20 protein-coding genes, 2 tRNA genes and 1 pseudogene are annotated in these 17,611 nt (G+C 45.6%); 12 read left to right on the plus strand and 11 right to left on the minus strand.

The window, feature by feature from the left end:
• Nucleotides 1-65: 65 nt before the first annotated feature.
• From purE to CK1_RS08815, 11 genes and pseudogenes are all read left to right on the plus strand, one after another.
• Nucleotides 66-566 carry a 5-(carboxyamino)imidazole ribonucleotide mutase gene (gene purE, locus CK1_RS08765; RefSeq protein ID WP_015525905.1) on the plus strand — a complete coding sequence of 167 codons (501 nt, stop codon included), beginning with the start codon at nt 66-68 and terminating at the stop codon, nt 564-566.
• Nucleotides 567-615: 49 nt separating this feature from the next.
• On the plus strand, nt 616-1,641 hold the full coding sequence (purM, locus tag CK1_RS08770; protein WP_015525906.1) for a phosphoribosylformylglycinamidine cyclo-ligase: 1,026 nt from the start codon (nt 616-618) through the stop codon (nt 1,639-1,641).
• Nucleotides 1,635-2,258: a phosphoribosylglycinamide formyltransferase gene (purN, locus tag CK1_RS08775; protein ID WP_015525907.1), complete on the plus strand. Its 624-nt coding sequence runs from the start codon at nt 1,635-1,637 to the stop codon at nt 2,256-2,258. Before purM ends, purN begins: the two co-directional genes overlap by 7 nt.
• A gap of 32 nt (nt 2,259-2,290) precedes the next feature.
• A pseudogene (purD, locus tag CK1_RS08780) lies at nt 2,291-3,566 on the plus strand (phosphoribosylamine--glycine ligase).
• A gap of 185 nt (nt 3,567-3,751) precedes the next feature.
• Nucleotides 3,752-4,525, plus strand: coding sequence for an SseB family protein (locus CK1_RS08785; protein ID WP_015525910.1), 774 nt, complete (start codon nt 3,752-3,754; stop codon nt 4,523-4,525).
• 71 nt (nt 4,526-4,596) lie between these two features.
• Nucleotides 4,597-4,974, plus strand: coding sequence for a GntR family transcriptional regulator (locus tag CK1_RS08790; RefSeq protein ID WP_015525911.1), 378 nt, complete (start codon nt 4,597-4,599; stop codon nt 4,972-4,974).
• Between the two features lie 11 nt (nt 4,975-4,985).
• On the plus strand, nt 4,986-7,451 hold the full coding sequence (locus CK1_RS08795) for an ATP-dependent Clp protease ATP-binding subunit (protein WP_015525912.1): 2,466 nt from the start codon (nt 4,986-4,988) through the stop codon (nt 7,449-7,451).
• Nucleotides 7,452-7,547: 96 nt separating this feature from the next.
• Complete coding sequence (locus CK1_RS08800) at nt 7,548-7,961, plus strand: hypothetical protein (RefSeq protein ID WP_015525913.1); 414 nt, start codon at nt 7,548-7,550, stop codon at nt 7,959-7,961.
• A gap of 54 nt (nt 7,962-8,015) precedes the next feature.
• A complete protein-coding gene (gene radA, locus CK1_RS08805; protein WP_015525914.1) occupies nt 8,016-9,326 on the plus strand; it encodes a DNA repair protein RadA in 1,311 nt (436 codons plus the stop codon).
• Nucleotides 9,327-9,450: 124 nt separating this feature from the next.
• Nucleotides 9,451-9,693, plus strand: coding sequence for a hypothetical protein (locus tag CK1_RS08810; protein WP_015525915.1), 243 nt, complete (start codon nt 9,451-9,453; stop codon nt 9,691-9,693).
• Nucleotides 9,694-9,709: 16 nt separating this feature from the next.
• The gene (locus tag CK1_RS08815) at nt 9,710-9,895 is read left to right on the plus strand and encodes a hypothetical protein (protein ID WP_306288849.1); all 186 of its coding nucleotides are present in this window, start codon (nt 9,710-9,712) and stop codon (nt 9,893-9,895) included.
• A gap of 324 nt (nt 9,896-10,219) precedes the next feature.
• On the opposite strand, the gene CK1_RS08820 is transcribed toward CK1_RS08815, so the two are convergent.
• The 9 genes from CK1_RS08820 to tsaE all read right to left on the minus strand — a co-directional run bounded on the left by CK1_RS08820 (nt 10,220) and on the right by tsaE (nt 15,838).
• The gene (locus CK1_RS08820; protein WP_015525916.1) at nt 10,220-10,984 is read right to left on the minus strand and encodes a relaxase/mobilization nuclease domain-containing protein; all 765 of its coding nucleotides are present in this window, start codon (nt 10,982-10,984) and stop codon (nt 10,220-10,222) included.
• A 22-nt stretch (nt 10,985-11,006) separates the two neighbouring features.
• Nucleotides 11,007-11,095 (minus strand) — tRNA-Ser (locus CK1_RS08825).
• Between the two features lie 136 nt (nt 11,096-11,231).
• Nucleotides 11,232-11,317, minus strand: a tRNA-Ser gene (locus tag CK1_RS08830).
• Nucleotides 11,318-11,496: 179 nt separating this feature from the next.
• Entirely contained in the window at nt 11,497-12,201 is a 705-nt protein-coding gene (gene ispD / locus CK1_RS08835; protein WP_015525917.1) for a 2-C-methyl-D-erythritol 4-phosphate cytidylyltransferase, read from the minus strand.
• A 21-nt stretch (nt 12,202-12,222) separates the two neighbouring features.
• A complete protein-coding gene (gene tsaD / locus CK1_RS08840; RefSeq protein WP_015525918.1) occupies nt 12,223-13,242 on the minus strand; it encodes a tRNA (adenosine(37)-N6)-threonylcarbamoyltransferase complex transferase subunit TsaD in 1,020 nt (339 codons plus the stop codon).
• A gap of 4 nt (nt 13,243-13,246) precedes the next feature.
• Nucleotides 13,247-14,158, minus strand: a complete 912-nt coding sequence (locus tag CK1_RS08845; protein ID WP_015525919.1) for a ribonuclease Z — start codon at nt 14,156-14,158, stop codon at nt 13,247-13,249.
• A gap of 77 nt (nt 14,159-14,235) precedes the next feature.
• The gene (gene rimI, locus CK1_RS08850) at nt 14,236-14,679 is read right to left on the minus strand and encodes a ribosomal protein S18-alanine N-acetyltransferase (RefSeq protein WP_015525920.1); all 444 of its coding nucleotides are present in this window, start codon (nt 14,677-14,679) and stop codon (nt 14,236-14,238) included.
• Nucleotides 14,676-15,401, minus strand: coding sequence for a tRNA (adenosine(37)-N6)-threonylcarbamoyltransferase complex dimerization subunit type 1 TsaB (gene tsaB / locus CK1_RS08855; RefSeq protein ID WP_015525921.1), 726 nt, complete (start codon nt 15,399-15,401; stop codon nt 14,676-14,678). Before tsaB ends, rimI begins: the two co-directional genes overlap by 4 nt.
• Nucleotides 15,398-15,838 carry a tRNA (adenosine(37)-N6)-threonylcarbamoyltransferase complex ATPase subunit type 1 TsaE gene (tsaE, locus tag CK1_RS08860; protein ID WP_015525922.1) on the minus strand — a complete coding sequence of 147 codons (441 nt, stop codon included), beginning with the start codon at nt 15,836-15,838 and terminating at the stop codon, nt 15,398-15,400. The genes tsaB and tsaE overlap by 4 nt, the downstream gene beginning before the upstream one ends.
• 93 nt (nt 15,839-15,931) lie before the next feature.
• Between tsaE and CK1_RS08865 the strand changes: the two genes are divergently transcribed.
• Nucleotides 15,932-16,450 (plus strand): peptidylprolyl isomerase, encoded by a 519-nt coding sequence (locus CK1_RS08865; protein ID WP_015525923.1) that lies wholly within the window; start codon nt 15,932-15,934, stop codon nt 16,448-16,450.
• A gap of 104 nt (nt 16,451-16,554) precedes the next feature.
• Here CK1_RS08865 and CK1_RS08870 read toward each other — a convergent pair whose 3' ends face one another.
• Together CK1_RS08870 and CK1_RS18230 are read right to left on the minus strand one after the other, a co-directional pair.
• The gene (locus tag CK1_RS08870) at nt 16,555-17,031 is read right to left on the minus strand and encodes an IMPACT family protein (RefSeq protein WP_015525924.1); all 477 of its coding nucleotides are present in this window, start codon (nt 17,029-17,031) and stop codon (nt 16,555-16,557) included.
• Between the two features lie 22 nt (nt 17,032-17,053).
• Nucleotides 17,054-17,209, minus strand: coding sequence for an IMPACT family protein (locus tag CK1_RS18230; protein WP_015525925.1), 156 nt, complete (start codon nt 17,207-17,209; stop codon nt 17,054-17,056).
• Between the last annotated feature and the right edge of the window lie 402 nt (nt 17,210-17,611).

A 17,611-nucleotide genomic window follows, 5' to 3' on the forward strand; every position in this document is an offset into this window, starting at 1 on the left:
AACCATAACAATAGTCAAAGGACACAGGCTAATATTCAGTTAGTGTACCATGAAAGGAGAACACAATGGCAAAAGTAGGAATTGTAATGGGTAGTGATTCAGATATGCCGGTTATGAGCAAAGCAGCAGATATCCTGGAGAAACTGGGGATTGATTATGAAATGAAGATCATTTCCGCACACAGAGAACCGGATGTATTTTTCGAGTATGCAAAGACAGCAGAAGAAAAAGGCTTCAAAGTTATCATCGCAGGCGCAGGAATGGCAGCTCATCTTCCGGGAATGTGCGCAGCGATCTTTCCAATGCCGGTGATCGGTATTCCGATGCATACAACCTCTCTGGGAGGACGAGATTCCCTTTACTCAATCGTACAGATGCCAAGCGGTATCCCGGTTGCCACAGTAGCGATCAATGGTGGCGCCAATGCGGGACTTCTTGCTGCCAAGATCCTTGCAACTTCCGATGCAGAGCTTCTTTCCAGACTGAAAGCCTACAGTCAGGATCTGAAGGAGCAGGTTGAGAAGAAAGACGCAAGGCTTCAGGAAGTTGGATACAAAAATTACTAAATAAATCTTTTACCATAAAATAAAAAGGTGTTGTCATAAGGAGGACATTATGGATTACAAGACTTCAGGCGTAGATATTGAGGCAGGATACAAATCAGTAGAGCTGATGAAAAAGCACATTGCCAAGACAATGAGACCGGAGGTACTTGGAGGAATCGGTGGATTCTCAGGTGCATTTTCCATGGAGAAATTCAAAGATATGGAAGAGCCTACTCTGGTTTCCGGAACAGACGGATGTGGAACCAAGGTTAAGGTAGCCATGGTTATGGACAAGCATGATACCATCGGAATCGATGCTGTAGCCATGTGTGTAAATGATATTGCATGTGCAGGCGGCGAGCCATTGTTTTTCCTGGACTACATTGCCTGCGGCAAAAATTATCCGGAAAAGATCGCAGAGATCGTAAAAGGTGTTGCAGAGGGCTGTGTACAGTCTGAGGCAGCTCTGATCGGTGGTGAGACAGCAGAGCATCCTGGACTTATGCCGGAAGATGAGTACGACCTTGCCGGATTTGCAGTAGGAGTCGTTGACAAAAAAGATCTTCTTACAGGAGAGGCCCTGAAACCAGGAGATGTCCTGATCGGTATGGCTTCCACAGGAGTTCACAGTAATGGATTTTCTCTTGTACGTAAAGTATTTGACATGACAAAAGAGTCTCTGGATACTTATTATGAAGAGCTTGGAACAACTCTGGGAGAGGCACTGATCGCACCGACCAGAATCTATGTAAAAGCGCTGAAGAGCATCCGAGAGTCTGGTGTGAAGATCCATGCATGCAGCCATATCACAGGGGGTGGATTCTATGAGAATATCCCACGTATGCTGAAAGAGGGAACCAGAGCTGTTGTCAAAAAAGACAGCTATCCGGTACTTCCGATCTTCAAGCTCCTTGCTGAAAAAGGAAATATTGATGAGCATATGATGTATAATACATATAATATGGGTCTTGGAATGATCCTGGCAGTAGATCCTGCAGATGTTGACAAAACAATGGAAGCTATCCGTAAAACCGGCGATAAGCCATATGTGGTAGGATCCATTGAAGAGGGAGAAAAGGGAGTGACCTTATGTTAAAGATCGGTGTTCTTGTTTCCGGTGGGGGAACGAATCTTCAGGCGATCCTGGATGCTATTGATGCAGGAGAGATCACAAATGCAAAAGTGGATATCGTGATCAGTAATAATGCCTCCGCTTATGCTCTGGAAAGAGCCAGAAAGCATGATATAGAGGCGGTATGCATCGCACCGAAAGACTATCCGGACCGAGAAGCTTTCCATAAAGCATTACTGGCGAAGCTTCAGGAAAAAGAGGTAGACCTGATTGTTCTTGCAGGATATCTGGTTGCGATCCCTCCGATGATGGTGGAAGCGTATCCCAACAAGATCATCAATATCCATCCATCTCTGATCCCGTCTTTCTGCGGAAAAGGTTTTTATGGACTTAAGGTTCATGATGCAGTTCTCGCAAGAGGAGTGAAAGTAACAGGCGCTACGGTTCATTTCGTAGATGCCGGAACGGATACAGGTCCGATCATTCTTCAGAAGGCAGTAAAGGTAAAAGACGGAGATACATCCAAGGAGCTTCAGAGACGTGTAATGGAAAAAGCGGAGTGGAAGATCCTTCCGGAAGCAATCAATCTTATCGCCAATGACAAGATCACAGTGACAGATGGAATTGTTTCTTTAAAGTAATCAGCAGACAGATGAAACAAAGGAGTAAACAGATGAAAGTATTAATCGTAGGAAGCGGCGGAAGAGAACATGCAATTGCATGGAGTGTTGCAAAAAGCTCGAAAGTTGACAAGATCTACTGTGCACCTGGAAATGCAGGAATCGCAGAGTATGCGGAATGTGCAGATATCGGAGCAATGGAGTTTGAAAAACTGGCAGCCTTTGCCAAAGAAAAAGAGATCGATCTTACTATCGTGGGAATGGATGATCCTCTTGTGGGCGGAATCGTAGATGTATTTGAGGCAGAGGGACTGCGTGTGTTCGGACCGCGCAAAAATGCTGCTATTCTGGAAGGCTCCAAGGCTTTTTTCCAAGGATCTTATGAAAAAATACGACATTCCTACAGCTGCTTATGAGAATTTTGATGATCCGGAAAAAGCTCTGGAATATTTAAGGACCGAGGCAAAATTCCCGATCGTTTTGAAGGCAGATGGCCTTGCTCTTGGAAAAGGTGTTCTGATCTGCCAGGATCTTGCAGAGGCAGAAGCTGGCGTAAAAGAGATCATGGAAGACAAAAAATTCGGAAATGCCGGAAATACCATGGTAATTGAAGAATTTATGACTGGCCGTGAGGTTTCCGTACTTTCTTTTGTAGATGGAAAGACGATCCGTACCATGACATCCGCACAGGATCACAAGCGTGCGAAGGATGGGGATCAGGGACTGAATACAGGCGGAATGGGAACATTTTCTCCAAGTCCGTTCTATACTCCGGAAGTAGATGAATTCTGTAAGAAATATGTTTATCAGAAAACAGTAGATGCCATGGCAGCAGAGGGACGTCCGTTTAAGGGAATCATTTTCTTCGGACTGATGCTTACTGCAGATGGCCCGAAGGTTCTGGAATATAATGCAAGATTTGGGGATCCGGAGGCACAGGTTGTTCTTCCGCGTATGGAGAATGATATCATTGAAGTAATGGAAGCCTGTGTAGACGGCAAACTTGATCAGATCGATCTGAAATTTGAGGACAATGCAGCAGTTTGTGTTGTTCTTGCAAGTGATGGATATCCGGTAAAATACGAAAAAGGTATCCCAATCCATGGATTTGAGAATTTTAAGGACAAAGACGGATACTACTGTTTCCATGCGGGAACCAAATTTAAAGATGGAGAGATCGTTACAAACGGTGGGCGTGTTCTTGGCATCACTGCCAAAGGAGAGACATTAAAAGAAGCCAGAAAGAATGCATATGCTGCTACAGAGTGGATCAGCTTTGCAAACAAGTATATGCGTCACGATATCGGAAAAGCTATCGACGAGGCTTAAGTTGGTCATTTTTCACAGGCACAGCTTGACGAAAACAGGGATTTCATTGTACAATAGTAACAACTATGAAACACAGTGAGTAGTTACGAACATGAAAAGCTGGATGCTGACAGGGCACAACAGGAACCAACCATTTTCCTTGATGAGGTGTCGCATCCAAGTGATGAGGCAGAGAGGACAGAAAAATGGGAATCAGTGTAGAAGAAGCAATCCATGAGCTCAGAAACAGGGAGGAAGTATTTGTTGCATATTCACAGGCAACCAGACTTCCATATGTGACCTGTGATGAAGAAACATTTAATGACCAGGCAAGGATTTTTGCCACAGAAGAAGAGATCAAAGAATATGGTAAACAGCTCCTTGAGGATAAGATCCTTCTTATGGGCATGAAATATGAGAAAAAAGACTATCCAAGACTGTATGGTACGCTGTACGCGATCGGAGTGAACAGTGTGATCTGGATCGACGGAGAAGAGAAGATCGAGATTGAGATCGGAAAGATCGCAAACCAGAGAGATATGAGTAAGATCGAGCCGTCAAAGAGACCGCTTCTGAACCCGTCTCTTGAACTTTCCGGAATCTATTTTATGCAGGAATTGCGTCGTCCGGTAAAACAGGAAGAGCACAAAAATATCCGTGAGCTGGAAGAAGAGCTGATAGCTAACCTGCGTAAGGCAGAATTTCTGATCGCAATCAATGCAGAGCAGGAAGAAGATGGAAAGCTCCATATTCCGTATCTGAAAAATAAAGAGGATAAGATCATGCAGCCTGTGTTTACAGATGTTATGGAATTTGAGAAATTTGGAAGAGGCAAGAATCTCCGTGTTGCGAAAGTGACTATAGATAAACTTCCGAGCCTGATGATTCCGCAGGCAAACGCTTATGTGGTAAATCCAATGGGATTTAATCTGGTTCTTAACAAAGAACAGATAGAGAAGATTGCAGGGATCAGTAAATAAAACAAAAATCACAGCAGGCTGCCAGGATGAAACTGTGCAGCCTTTTGCTGTTGTAGAGGAGAGATTACCCTATGGTGATAGAAATCGATTTTAACAGTGATGAGGCAATCTATATGCAGATCACCAATCAGATCATAATGGGGATCGCTACATCAAGGCTTCATGAAGGGGATACTCTGCCTTCTGTACGGCAGCTTGCAAGCATTGCAGGAATCAATATGCATACTGTGAATAAGGCATATGCGCTGCTTCGTCAGGAAGGCTTTGTGACTATTGACAGGCGAAAGGGAGCGGTGATCTCCATAGATGCAGATAAGGTCAGAGCACTGGAAGAAATGAAACAGAATCTGACAGTAGCAATGGCATGGGGATGCTGTAAAAATGTAACAAGAGAAGAAGTCCATCAGCTGGTGGACGAGATTTTTGACGAGTATGACACAGACAGATAGGAGGAGACATCATGCAGGAACGATATACAAAACAGGCAGAGAATGTTCTTGCTCTGGCAAAAGAGGCAGCCAGCTCCTGCGGACATAGTTATATCGGCACGGAGCATCTGCTGGTCGGGCTTGTAGAAGAAAAGGAGGGCACAGCAGGAAGAGTTCTGGAGGAGTTTGGGATCCAGGCTGATAAAGCGATGGCTCTGATCGATAAACTGATCGCACCGCCGGGAAATACGGCTGTTTCACAGAAACCGGGATTCAGTCCGAGAACCAGAAGAGTTCTTGAGGGTGCATATGCAGAAGCAGAATCCATGCGTTTTGAGGAAGTCGGGACAGAACATATTCTGCTGGCAATGTTGAAAGAAACAGACTGTGTGGGTACCAGACTGCTGTACACAATGGGTGCAAATATCCAGAAGCTTTATGCGGCAGTGCTGACAGCTATGGGAATGGACAGCGATGCCATTGCGGAAGAATTCCAGGCTGTAAAAGCTTCAAAGGGAAGAAACAGCAGTGTAACACCAACTCTGGATCAGTATAGCCGAGATCTGACGGCTATGGCAGAAGAAGGTAAGCTGGATCCTGTAGTGGGAAGGGATAAAGAGATTGCCAGACTGATCCAGATCCTGAGCAGAAGAACAAAGAACAATCCCTGCCTGACTGGAGAGCCGGGAGTAGGAAAAACGGCTATCGTAGAGGGACTTGCACAGCGGATCGTCACAGGAATGGTACCGGATACTGTGAAGGATAAGCGGGTTGTAGTTCTGGATCTTTCCGGAATGGTCGCAGGAAGTAAATATCGCGGTGAGTTTGAAGAACGTATCCGAAATGTGATCGATGAGGTAAGCGAACAGCAGGGAATATTGCTCTTTATTGATGAGATCCATACGATCATCGGAGCAGGTGGAGCGGAAGGTGCACTGGATGCTTCCAATATCCTGAAACCGTCTCTTTCCCGTGGAGAGATCCAGCTGATCGGAGCAACGACACTGGAAGAATATCGGAAATACATTGAAAAGGATGCAGCGCTTGAACGGCGTTTTCAGCCTATCATCGTGGAAGAGCCTACAGAAGAGGAGGCTGTTGAAATCCTGAAGGGGCTGCGCCCATATTATGAAAAACATCATGATGTAGAGATTCTGGATGAGGCCCTTGAGGCGGCTGTAAAAATGTCCGTTCGTTATATCAATGACCGGTTTCTTCCGGATAAAGCCATTGACATTATTGATGAGGCAGCGTCGAAAGTACAACTGGCGGGATATCGTCCGTCTCCGAAAGCAGAAGCACTGGAAAGAGAGATCCACGATATTTTGAAACAAAAAGAACAGGCAGTCATAAATGCAGATCTTGAAGGTGCAAAAGCAGCACAGGCAAAGCAGAATGAGGCGGAAGCAGAATTGGAAAAGATCCGAAGAAAGGCGGAGCGGAAAAATCGGAAAAATCCACTTACAGTTGATGAAGAGGCAGTTGCCGGTATTGTGTCTGACTGGACAAAAATACCTGTACAGCGTCTGACAGAGGGGGAATCCCGTAGGCTTGCAAATTTGGAAAAGGTTCTGAAAAAACGTGTGATCGGACAGGATGAGGCAGTTTCTGCAGTTGCCCGTGCGGTAAAAAGGGGAAGAGTAGGATTAAAGGATCCCGCAAGGCCTATAGGTTCTTTCTTATTCCTGGGACCTACCGGAGTGGGAAAAACGGAGCTTTCCAAAGCGCTGGCGGAAGCTGTATTTGGAAGTGAGCAGGCAATGATCCGTGTAGATATGTCCGAATATATGGAAAAACATAGTGTTTCTAAAATGATCGGATCGCCGCCCGGATATGTAGGCTATGAAGAAGGTGGACAGCTCAGCGAAAAAGTGCGCAGAAATCCATACAGTGTCATTCTTTTTGACGAGATTGAAAAGGCTCATCCGGATGTGTTTAATATTCTTCTGCAGGTACTTGATGATGGTCATATTACAGATGCTCAAGGCAGAAAAGTGGATTTTAAGCAGACGATCATTATCATGACTTCTAACGCAGGTGCGCAGATGATCATGGAACCGAAACATCTTGGATTTATGTCCGGAGATACGGAAAAGCGTGATTATGAACGGATGAAGTCCGGAGTGATGGAAGAAGTGCGGCGGATGTTTAAGCCGGAATTTCTGAACCGGATCGATGAGATCATGGTATTCCATTCTCTGAATAAAGAAAATATCAGAAAGATCGTTACTATTCTTTTGAAAAACCTGGAAAAACGCTGTCAGGAACAGCTGGATATCATACTGAAAGTTACCGGAGCAGCTAAAGATCTTATCGCAGATGCAGGCTTTGACAGTAAATACGGTGCAAGACCGCTGCGTCGTGCGATCCAGACAAAGATTGAGGATGAGATGGCAACAGAAATCCTTGAAGGTCGGATCAAAGCCGGTGATACCGTACAGGTGAAGGTCAAAGACAAGAAAATCTACTTTGAAGTAAAAGATGCGGAGAAAGCGTAAGAATTTTATTACTTTCTATAGCCAAAAAAACAGAAATAAGTTATAATTAACAAAATTAAAACTATACAACGAAAGATTTCAGGAGGACATAAGATCATGGCAGTGGTACAGGAATTGATCCGCACAGAAGATAATGGGACTATCAGTTTTGGAGATTATGAATTAAATCAGAAATCCAAATTGTCGGATTATCAGTATCAGGGAGATATGTATAAAGTAAAAACATATAAGGAGATCACCAAACTTGAGCGTAATGGAATGTTCGTATATGAGTCTGTTCCGGGAACCAGTGTGTTCCATCTTCAGCAGGATGGAACAGCAATGAGTTTTGAGGTTCAGGGCTTTGAGGATTCTCAGATTACTGTTGAACTGGAAGCTGAGACAGAGTATCAGGTATTTATTGATGATGTAAGTACAGGTACAATGACCACAAACCTGGGCGGCAAGCTTTCTTTCAGTGTTGAACTGGATGCGAACACCAAAGCAGAAGTTAAAATTGTAAAATGCTAAAAATAAAAAACGGTTTATTTCTGTCAGGAATGCGGGTATGAATCAGCCAAGTGGATGGGGCAGTGCCCGGCATGCAAGGCATGGAATACTTTTGTGGAGGAAACGGTTTCTTCCAAAAAATCTTCCTCAGGGAGTATTAAAACTACACAAAAGAAAACGGAGCCTGTAGTTCTGAAAGATATCAGTCTTTCTTCAGATGAACGTCAGAGCTGTGGAATCGGTGAACTTGACAGGGTGCTGGGAGGCGGAATCGTCCCCGGCTCCCTTGTTTTGGTAGGTGGAGATCCTGGTATTGGCAAGTCTACATTGTTGTTGCAGGTGTGCAGAAATTTATCTTCACAGGGGATTTCTGTTTTGTATATTTCTGGTGAGGAGTCTCTCAGACAGATCAAGCTCCGGGCAGATCGGCTTGGAACGTTTAATGATAAACTGAAACTGCTCTGTGAGACGAATCTTGAAAATATCCGGGAGATCATTGAGCGGACGAAACCAGATGTAGCTGTTGTGGATTCTATCCAGACGATGTTTCATGAAGATATTTCGTCTGCACCGGGAAGTGTTTCTCAGGTGAGGGAATCTACCAATGTACTGATGCAGATCGCTAAGGGTATGGGAGTGTCCATTTTTATCGTGGGTCATGTGACCAAGGAGGGAAATGTGGCAGGTCCTCGTGTACTGGAACATATGGTAGATACTGTGCTTTACTTTGAGGGAGACAGGCATGCTTCTTACCGGATCCTGCGTGCGGTGAAAAATCGTTTTGGTTCTACCAATGAAATTGGTGTTTTTGAGATGCAGAATTCCGGACTTGAAGAAGTGAAGAATCCTTCCGAGTTCCTTTTGAATGGAAGACCGGAGAATGCTTCGGGGTCTGTTGTTGCATGTTCTATGGAGGGGACGAGACCGATTTTGGTGGAGATTCAGGCTCTGGTGTGTCAGAGTAATTTTGGAATTCCGAGAAGAACAGCAGTTGGTACGGATTTTAATCGTGTGAATCTTTTGATGGCGGTTCTGGAGAAGAAGGCGGGAGTTCATCTTGCTGCTTCGGATGCTTATGTGAATATTGCGGGTGGCATGAAGATGACAGAGCCGGCGATCGATCTGGGTATTTGTCTTGCTATTATTTCCAGTGCGAAGGAGATCGTGATCCCGGATTCTGTGATGGCGTTTGGTGAAATTGGTCTGAGTGGCGAGGTTCGTGCAGTGAGTATGGCCGGACAGCGTGTGCAGGAAGCGAAAAAGCTTGGGTTTGAGACGGTGATACTTCCTGAGGTGAACCGGACGGCTACAGAGAGTATTAAAGGAATTAAATTGGTTTATGTGGCTGGGATCCGGGATGCGATTTCTTTTATCAGAGGGTTGTGAGTTCCCGGCAGGTTATTTTGAATAGGATCATGTGGTCAGCCGCTGTATGGTTTGTACGGCGGCTGTGTTTGGGTTAATAGATAAAAAAACATAGATGATAGTAAGGGAAAGGCTGGTGTTGGTTATGGGTATTGGTAATATTGGAAATATTGGAAATATGATGAAGGTTATGAATGCATGGAATACATTTAAACAGAATCATCCGAAGTTTCCGGCATTTTGTAGTGCGGTTTCCCGGCGGGGGATTCGTGAGGGGAGTATTCTTGAGGTGACGTATATTAGCCCTGAGGGTGAGAAGCTGACTACGAATATTAAAGTGCAGGCCAGCGATCTTGAGTTGCTGAGAGAACTTTCTGGTGGTAATTGAGTTGAGCGGATAGCGAATGTTGATTATATATTGTATAGGTCTGTTTGACGGGTGTTTTGGTTTCGGTGTCTGGCAGTGTTGGAACTGCCGGGTGCCGTTTTTTTGTTGGGATGGAGAGGGACGCCAGAGGGAGGTGGCATCGGTCCGGGGAGTGGATGCAGTCGGTGGGGTTTTTGAGGTTTTTGTGGGTGGATGTGGTTGAGGGACGCCAGAGGAAGGTGGCATCGCTCCGGGCAGGGACTCCGTCGGGGGATACTACTAGGGCTCCGTGAGACGGCTAAAAGCATTGCGGCAGGGCCAGAACTCGCCTGCGGCTCAGACAGCAGGCCCTGCCGCAATAACGCCGTCTCCCGCAGCCCAAGTAGTAATCACCCCTCCTCCGCAGCAGCCCGGCCCGATGCCACCTTCCTCTGGCTGACGCTTCCAGCCGACAGGAAAAAACATGCGGGGGATGGAAGCGGACTGGGCGTCCTGTCCTGAAATGTAAATCCAATGTTTCCTGCTATATTGGGAGTGTTGGTGTCTATTAACTTATTACGAACAGAAGGAACAGTAGTTCTGTGAAGCTTATTATTAATGCGTTCTTTGATACGTTCCTTAGTAAAGTTTTTCCTAAAGATTTAGCACTTCCACGCACTGGACGGGACATATCGGGAGAACGAAAGGTAATGTATTTTCTGCTGTTTTCGCCAAATTCTGCGTTTTTTATTTCATATCCTTTAGCTTCCATAAATGTAAGAAATTCTGAATAAGTGGAAACGATTCGGATTGTCTGGTTGATATCTTTTCGCAGCTGCGCTTTTTTACTGGATTCAGATTTATTTGCAGCCCAGTCATTGTATTTCATTCCCTTTTTACCATTTGGCATAATTGTGGACAGGTTATGTTCCTGGCATAAAGTGTCGCTGAGATTTCGTATTTTCCAGTAATTCTTTTTACAGTCATGGTAATGAGAAAAAGTGATGTTATCTGCAGAACAGAAAATTAAATGGTTATGTACATGACCTTTATCAATATGTGTTGTCAGGACATAGGAGTATTTTCCCTCCAGTAAGCGATTCGCAAGTTCTTTGCCAATTTGATGGGCTTCTTCATAGGAAACTTCACCAGGGGAAAATGCCTGAATCAGATGAAATGCCTTATTTGTATTGTGCGGATCTCTGCAGTCATGTGTATGATCCAAAGTGTATTTAAAGTCAAGAACGGCTGTTTCGGGAGAGCAGGCAAAGGAAGAAATATATAGATTCTGGTCAAACTGCTTGTCAAGAACTTTTTTAATTTTTTGAAGCATTTAGTCTTCAGAAAAATTAAAGCGGAGAAGGAGGGATTTGAACCCTCGCGCCGCGTTAACGACCTACTCCCTTTCCAGGGGAGCCCCTTCGGCCAGCTTGGGTACTTCTCCAAATTGCCCTACTTACTAAGTAGTTCCGATATTTATCTCTGCCGTTCTCAGCGACAGGTGATATTATATCTCGTATCTTTTATGTTGTCAAGTACTTTTTAACTTTTTTAAAAGTTTTTATTCTGTATTTGACAAACGGAGAGAGTGGGATTCGAACCCACGCGCCCTTGCGGACAAACGGTTTTCAAGACCGCCTCGTTATGACCACTTCGATATCTCTCCATATAATGTTTTTCAACATTTTTTTGTGCTGTTTTGTCAGCGCATGTTGTATTCTATCATCAAATATCTCCCCTGTCAATAACAAATTTGATATTTTTTTCAAAAAATTGGACATATAGCTTCAATTTCTGCTATATGTCCATATTTACCGGGATTTTCACCCTGTTCTGCTCTCTATTCTACTCTCTGTTTTCCTTCAAAAATGCCTCCGCAACCACCAGATCTTCCGGTGTTGTGATCTTGATATTGCGATAAGAACCTTCTGAAAAGCGGATCTTCACCCCGGTCTCATGTTCTGCAACCATGGCATCATCTGTAATTCCGGTCATTTCCTTCTGCCGAATGCTGGTATATGCGCCATAGATCAGCGGGTATTGAAAGATCTGCGGAGTCTGGACGATCCATACACTGCTGCGATCCGGAGTTTCACTGACATTCCCATCCTCATCTGCGATCTTAACTGTATCCTTGGAAGGCATGCCTGTAACACTGGCACCTGTCTGTGCTGCTGCCATAAGTCCTCTTTCAATGATCCCATGATCAATAAATGGTCTGGCACCGTCATGGATCAGCACATACTCTGTGTCTTTACACGCACGAAGTCCTTCATAAACAGAATCGTACCGTTCTTTTCCGCCGGATACTACAGCAGAAACCTTTGTAAAACCATATTTTTCCACGATTTCTTCTTTGCACCAGAAAACATACTCCTCCCCTGTTACCAGGATCACATCCCTGATCAGCGGACTTTCCTGAAAACAGCGCAGAGAATAACAGAGCACCGGCATTCCGTCAAGCTCCATAAACTGCTTCTGTATTTTGCTGTGCATTCTCTTTCCCTGGCCTGCTGCCAGGACAATAGCTGTATTTCTGCACTCTCCCATGATCAATTACCCCGGATTCTTTTATCTTTCGCCAAGCTTCAGGTTCGGAACCGCATTCAGATCCCAGCTGTGGCGTGTTCCCCTGATATATTCATAGTAAGCTGCCACACCGATCATCGCTGCGTTATCCGTACAGAAGATCGGTGATGGACGGTAAAATTTGTATCCACGTTCTGTACATGCTTTTTCCATAGCAGTGCGAAGTGCTCCGTTGGAAGCAACACCTCCTGCAATGGCAACCTTTTTCATGCCAAAATCAGCTGCTGCCTGCATGGTATGCTCTACCAGTACGTCAACAACCGCCTTCTGGAAGGATGCCGCGATATCTGCACGGTTTACTTCCTCACCTTTCATTTTTGCCCCGTTTAAATAATTAAGAACTGCGGACTTCACGCCGCTGAAGCTGAAATCATATGGATTTTCACCGATTTTTGCACGTGGAAACTCGATAGCGTCCGGATTTCCTTCCTTTGCCAGCTTATCGATCTTCGGTCCTCCCGGATATCCCAGCCCAATGGCACGTGCAACCTTATCAAATGCCTCACCTGCCGCATCGTCTCTGGTTCGGCCCAGGATCTCAAACTGGCCGTAGTCCTTCACAATAACAAGATGGGTGTGTCCACCGGATACAATGGCACAGAGAAACGGCGGTTCCAGATCCGGATGCTCAATATAATTGGCAGAAACATGGCCTTCTATATGATGCACGCCTACCAGTGGCAGGTTTCTTGCATAGGCAATAGCCTTGGCTTCTGCCACACCTACAAGAAGTGCACCGACAAGCCCCGGTCCATAGGTTACACCGATAGCATCAATATCATCCAGAGTGACATTTGCCTCGTCCAGCGCTTCCTGGATGACCTGGTTGATCCTTTCTATATGATTTCTGGAGGCGATCTCCGGTACAACACCTCCGTACAGTTTATGGATCTCGATCTGTGAGGAAATCACGTTTGATAAGACAGTCCTTCCATTTTTTACAACGGAAGCTGCCGTTTCATCACAGGAGCTCTCAATACCAAGAATTAATGTATCTTTCATTTTTTCAGTCCTCTTCAAAATTCAGTTCCACACTCTTCCCGTCTTTTCCCGGCCATGCCTTCGGAAAGATCTCACGTACTGTATCCATGTAATCATCCGGACGTACCAGAGAAGGGCTGTAATGGGTCAGCCACATTTCCCCCACTTCCGCATCACGGGCAAGAGTGGCCGCTTCACGAAACGTCATGTGTTTGTAGCCTTTTGCCTTTTCGATCTTGTCATCTTCACCGTACATTCCCTCACAGATAAAAAGATCGGAACCTTTTGCATTACGTAAAATAGACTCTGTCGGTCTGGTATCTGTGGTATAGGTAAGCTTGATCCCTTTTCTTGGCGGACCAAGCACCATATCCGGTGTGTAGATCCTTCCTTCATCCTCCACAGTCTGTCCCTTCTGCAGCGGATTCCAGAATTTCAGCGGGATCTCATGCTCTCTGGCACTGTCAGGAGAAAATTTTCCCTGGCGCAGGATCTCAAGGGTATATCCATAGCAGGTAACATTATGGTTCACCCGAAATGCAGTGATCCGGTAACCGTTCAGTTCCAGAACCTCCTCCGGTTTCGTGATCTCGATAAATTTAATTTCAAAGGGCAGCTCCGGTGCGATCACACGAAGTGCACTTACCACACGTTCCAGTCCTCTTGGGCCTACCAGAGTCAGCGGTTCTGTGCGGTCTGCATTTCCCATAGTCAAAAGGAGTCCCGGAAGTCCGCTGATATGATCCCCATGATAATGGGTAAAACAGATCACATCAATAGGCTTGAAGCTCCAGCCCTTTTCTTTAATGGCCACCTGAGTGCCTTCCCCGCAATCGATCATCAGACTGCTGCCGTTATAACGGGTCATCAGTGCGGTGAGCCATCTGCGTGGCAGCGGCATCATTCCTCCGCAGCCAAGTAAACAAACATCTAACATATTTTTCCTCTTTTCCTGTTCTGTGGCAAAGTTTAGCATACTTATCCCGTACAGACAAGTACCTCTCCCGGGTAAGCCTATTCAGAAACTGCGGTGCGTGTCATAAGAACAGCATCCTCTGTGGGATCTGTATAGTATCCCTTTCGCAGGCCATCCCGCACAAATCCCTGACGTTCATAAAGCCGAATCGCAGTCTCATTTCCTGCCCGGACCTCCAGATGGATCATGGTGATCCCACGCTCTTCTGCCAGACGGATCATACTTTCCATAAGGAAATTTCCGATTCCCTCTCTCTGACGATCTCTGCGGACAGCCACATTGGTCACATCCCCCTCATCCAGCACCGTAAGAAGACCACAATATCCCAGGATCCGGCCCTTTTCTTCCACAACAAGAAACATCCCATTCTCTTTCATAAGAAATGTCAGAAATCCCTCTTTTGTCCAGGGGACTGAAAAAAGTTCCTCTTCGATCTCCATAACCTGATCCAGATCATCCACAAGCATTTCTCTTAAGATCATGCGTTTTCCCCTTCTGATCCTTTTTTCAGTTTCTGGGCACGCTCCCGCTCAGCCTGTGAAACACGGAGATAATCCGGTTTGTGCTCAGCCGCTGTCTCGGTTCTGCCTTCTTTATAATAAAGGACACCAAGTGCACCTACAGCACCTGCTCTCTGTCTGGAAAGATGGGCCGGTGCAAAAGAAAACGGTACAGTAAGCTTATCTGCGATGATATCTTTAAATACCGGGACTCCGTCTCCGAGGAATGTTACGGCTTCTCCCATCTCATTCAGCATGGAAAGAAGCTCCTCAATTCCCACTGCCATCTGATCCTTTACCGTCATGAGCCTGTGATCCTCGTAACGATAGATTCCCGTATAAACCTGCTTTCTTCTGGCATCCATGATCGGACAGATCAGTCCGTTTACATCATAGAGATTATAGGCCAGTGCCTCCACAGTCGGAATCCCGACCAGTGGTTTGTCAAGGGCAAGTCCAAGTCCCTTGGCTGTGGCAGAGCCAATACGGAGTCCGGTAAAAGAGCCCGGTCCCTTGGCTACCGCAATAGCGTCAATCGTCTTCAGATCCAGCTCTGTCATCTTCACGATCTCATCCAGCATGGGAAGAAGAGTCTGGGAATGTGTTTTCTTATAATTAACTGTATATTCCGCTACCAGTGTATCGTCCTCCACAACGGCTACGGATGCCACGATTCCGGAACTGTCCAGTGCCAAAACTCTCATTCTGTCTTTTCTCCTCTCTCCTCAATGGTGATCTTTCTGTATTCAAAGCCCTTCTCAAGATCTTTTTCAATGGTAACTTCAATCCTTTTTTCCGGCAGGATCTCCTCAATGAGTTCCGCCCATTCAATCAGACAGATTCCCTGCCCGAAAAAATAATCATCGTATCCGATCTCTTCCATTTCTTCCAGGTCCCCGATACGATATACATCAAAATGATAAAATGGCAGACGTCCGTCTTCATATTCCTGGATAATGGTAAATGTAGGGCTGTTTACAGGTTCTGTAATTCCAAGACCTGCTGCCACTCCCTGTGTGAACACGGTTTTTCCAACTCCCAGATCGCCTGTCAGTGTGTAGATCTGTCCCGGCTTCGCATTCATTCCGATCGTCCTTCCGACCTCGAATGTTTCCTCAGGATCATGCGTTTCTATGACCATATTTTCCACCTTTTTCTTGCACAATTATTCTTTGCATATTATAATAGAGCGAACAGCGAAATACAATACTTTTTGAAAAGGAGTGCGAAAACTATGGCAAATCCTATCGTTACCATCACAATGGATAATGGCGATGTAATGAAAGCGGAATTATATCCGGAAGTTGCCCCGAACACAGTAAATAACTTCATCAGCCTTGTAAAAAAAGGCTTTTATGACGGCCTGATCTTCCACCGTGTCATCAACGGCTTTATGATCCAGGGCGGATGCCCGGACGGAACCGGTATGGGTGGCCCGGGATACAGCATCAAGGGTGAGTTCTCCCAGAACCATTTCAAAAACGACCTGAAGCATACACCAGGTGTTCTCTCCATGGCAAGAGCCATGAATCCGAACTCTGCCGGAAGCCAGTTCTTTATCATGCACAAGGCTGCTCCGCATCTTGACGGAAGCTATGCTGCATTCGGTCAGATCATTGAGGGCATGGATGTTGTAAATGCTATCGCAGAGACAGACACGGACTACAGTGACCGTCCTCTTGACGAGCAGAAGATCAGCTCCATGACTGTTGATACCTTTGGTGTGGATTATCCGGAACCGGAGAAATGCTAACAGGAATAATTTTCTGAAATAAAAAAGCCCCGCGAAGAGCAGACTGTAACACAGATCATCTGCCCTCTTCCCGGGGTATTTTTATACTGACATTCTCTTTTCTTTTACTTTTCGAAGGTCTTCACTTCTCCGTTTACTTTCGCAAAATACAGTTCTGCATCCTTCTCAAGTCCGGCTCTTCCGTTTGTTCCTTCTGTGATCGCCTTCTTCACCTCTTCGACCTGATCATCCGGCACAAGAAGCTTCAGGACAACCTTGTCGGTATATTCGGAATCCAGGATCGGCAAACTTCTTTCTCCTGCGATATACTGGATCTTTCCGATCCCTGTATAATCCGTCGTCACCTGAAGAGAGATCCCATGATGCTTCTCAATGACGGTACTTGCCGCCAGTCCTGCCTGGACTGCACCGGAATATGCCCGCACAAGCCCTCCTGTCCCAAGAAGGACACCTCCAAAATATCTGGTCACCACAATGGCCGCATTATAGATCCCGGCTCCCAGAAGTACATCCAGCATAGGCCTTCCGGCTGTTCCGGATGGTTCTCCGTCATCACTGCAGCGGGTGGCTTCCCGGTTCATCCCTACGGAATATACATAGCAGTTATGACGTGCATCCCAGTATTTTTTTCATTTCTTCGATAAAGGCAAGGGCCTCTTCTTCTGTTTCCACAGGACGGACGGTTGCGATGAAACGGGATTTTTTTTCCACAAGTTCACCTTCGCCGCCTTCGTATATGGTTTTATAATGTTCCAGCATGGTTTACGCCTCCGTTATCTATATCCAACCCTCTGTTTCAGGCAGAGTTTTCTTTATTGTATAATAATTATCTTCATTGCACAATGTATAAGATATCATGAATTGTGAAATTTTTTTTAAGGCTTTATTTGGCATCTCATATTTGTTATAATGAAACGGATTATAAAGGAGGAATATTATGAACTACGGAAAAAGATCCACTTCCAAGAAGCGGAATGCTCTGATCTCCCGTACTTCCATGCTGGAAAAAAGAGCACACGTTTCGTTTATCCGGGTTTTATTTACAGCTCTGATCGCAGTCTGCGTCATGGTTGTCTGCCTTGGTATCGGCTCCTTCCGGGGCGTGATCGCCGGAGCACCTGACGTCAACGATGTGGATATTTCACCTCTCGGATATGCAAC

The organism is Ruminococcus sp. SR1/5, from assembly GCF_000209835.1.
Classification (GTDB): Bacteria; Bacillota; Clostridia; order Lachnospirales; family Lachnospiraceae; genus Blautia_A; species Blautia_A fusiformis.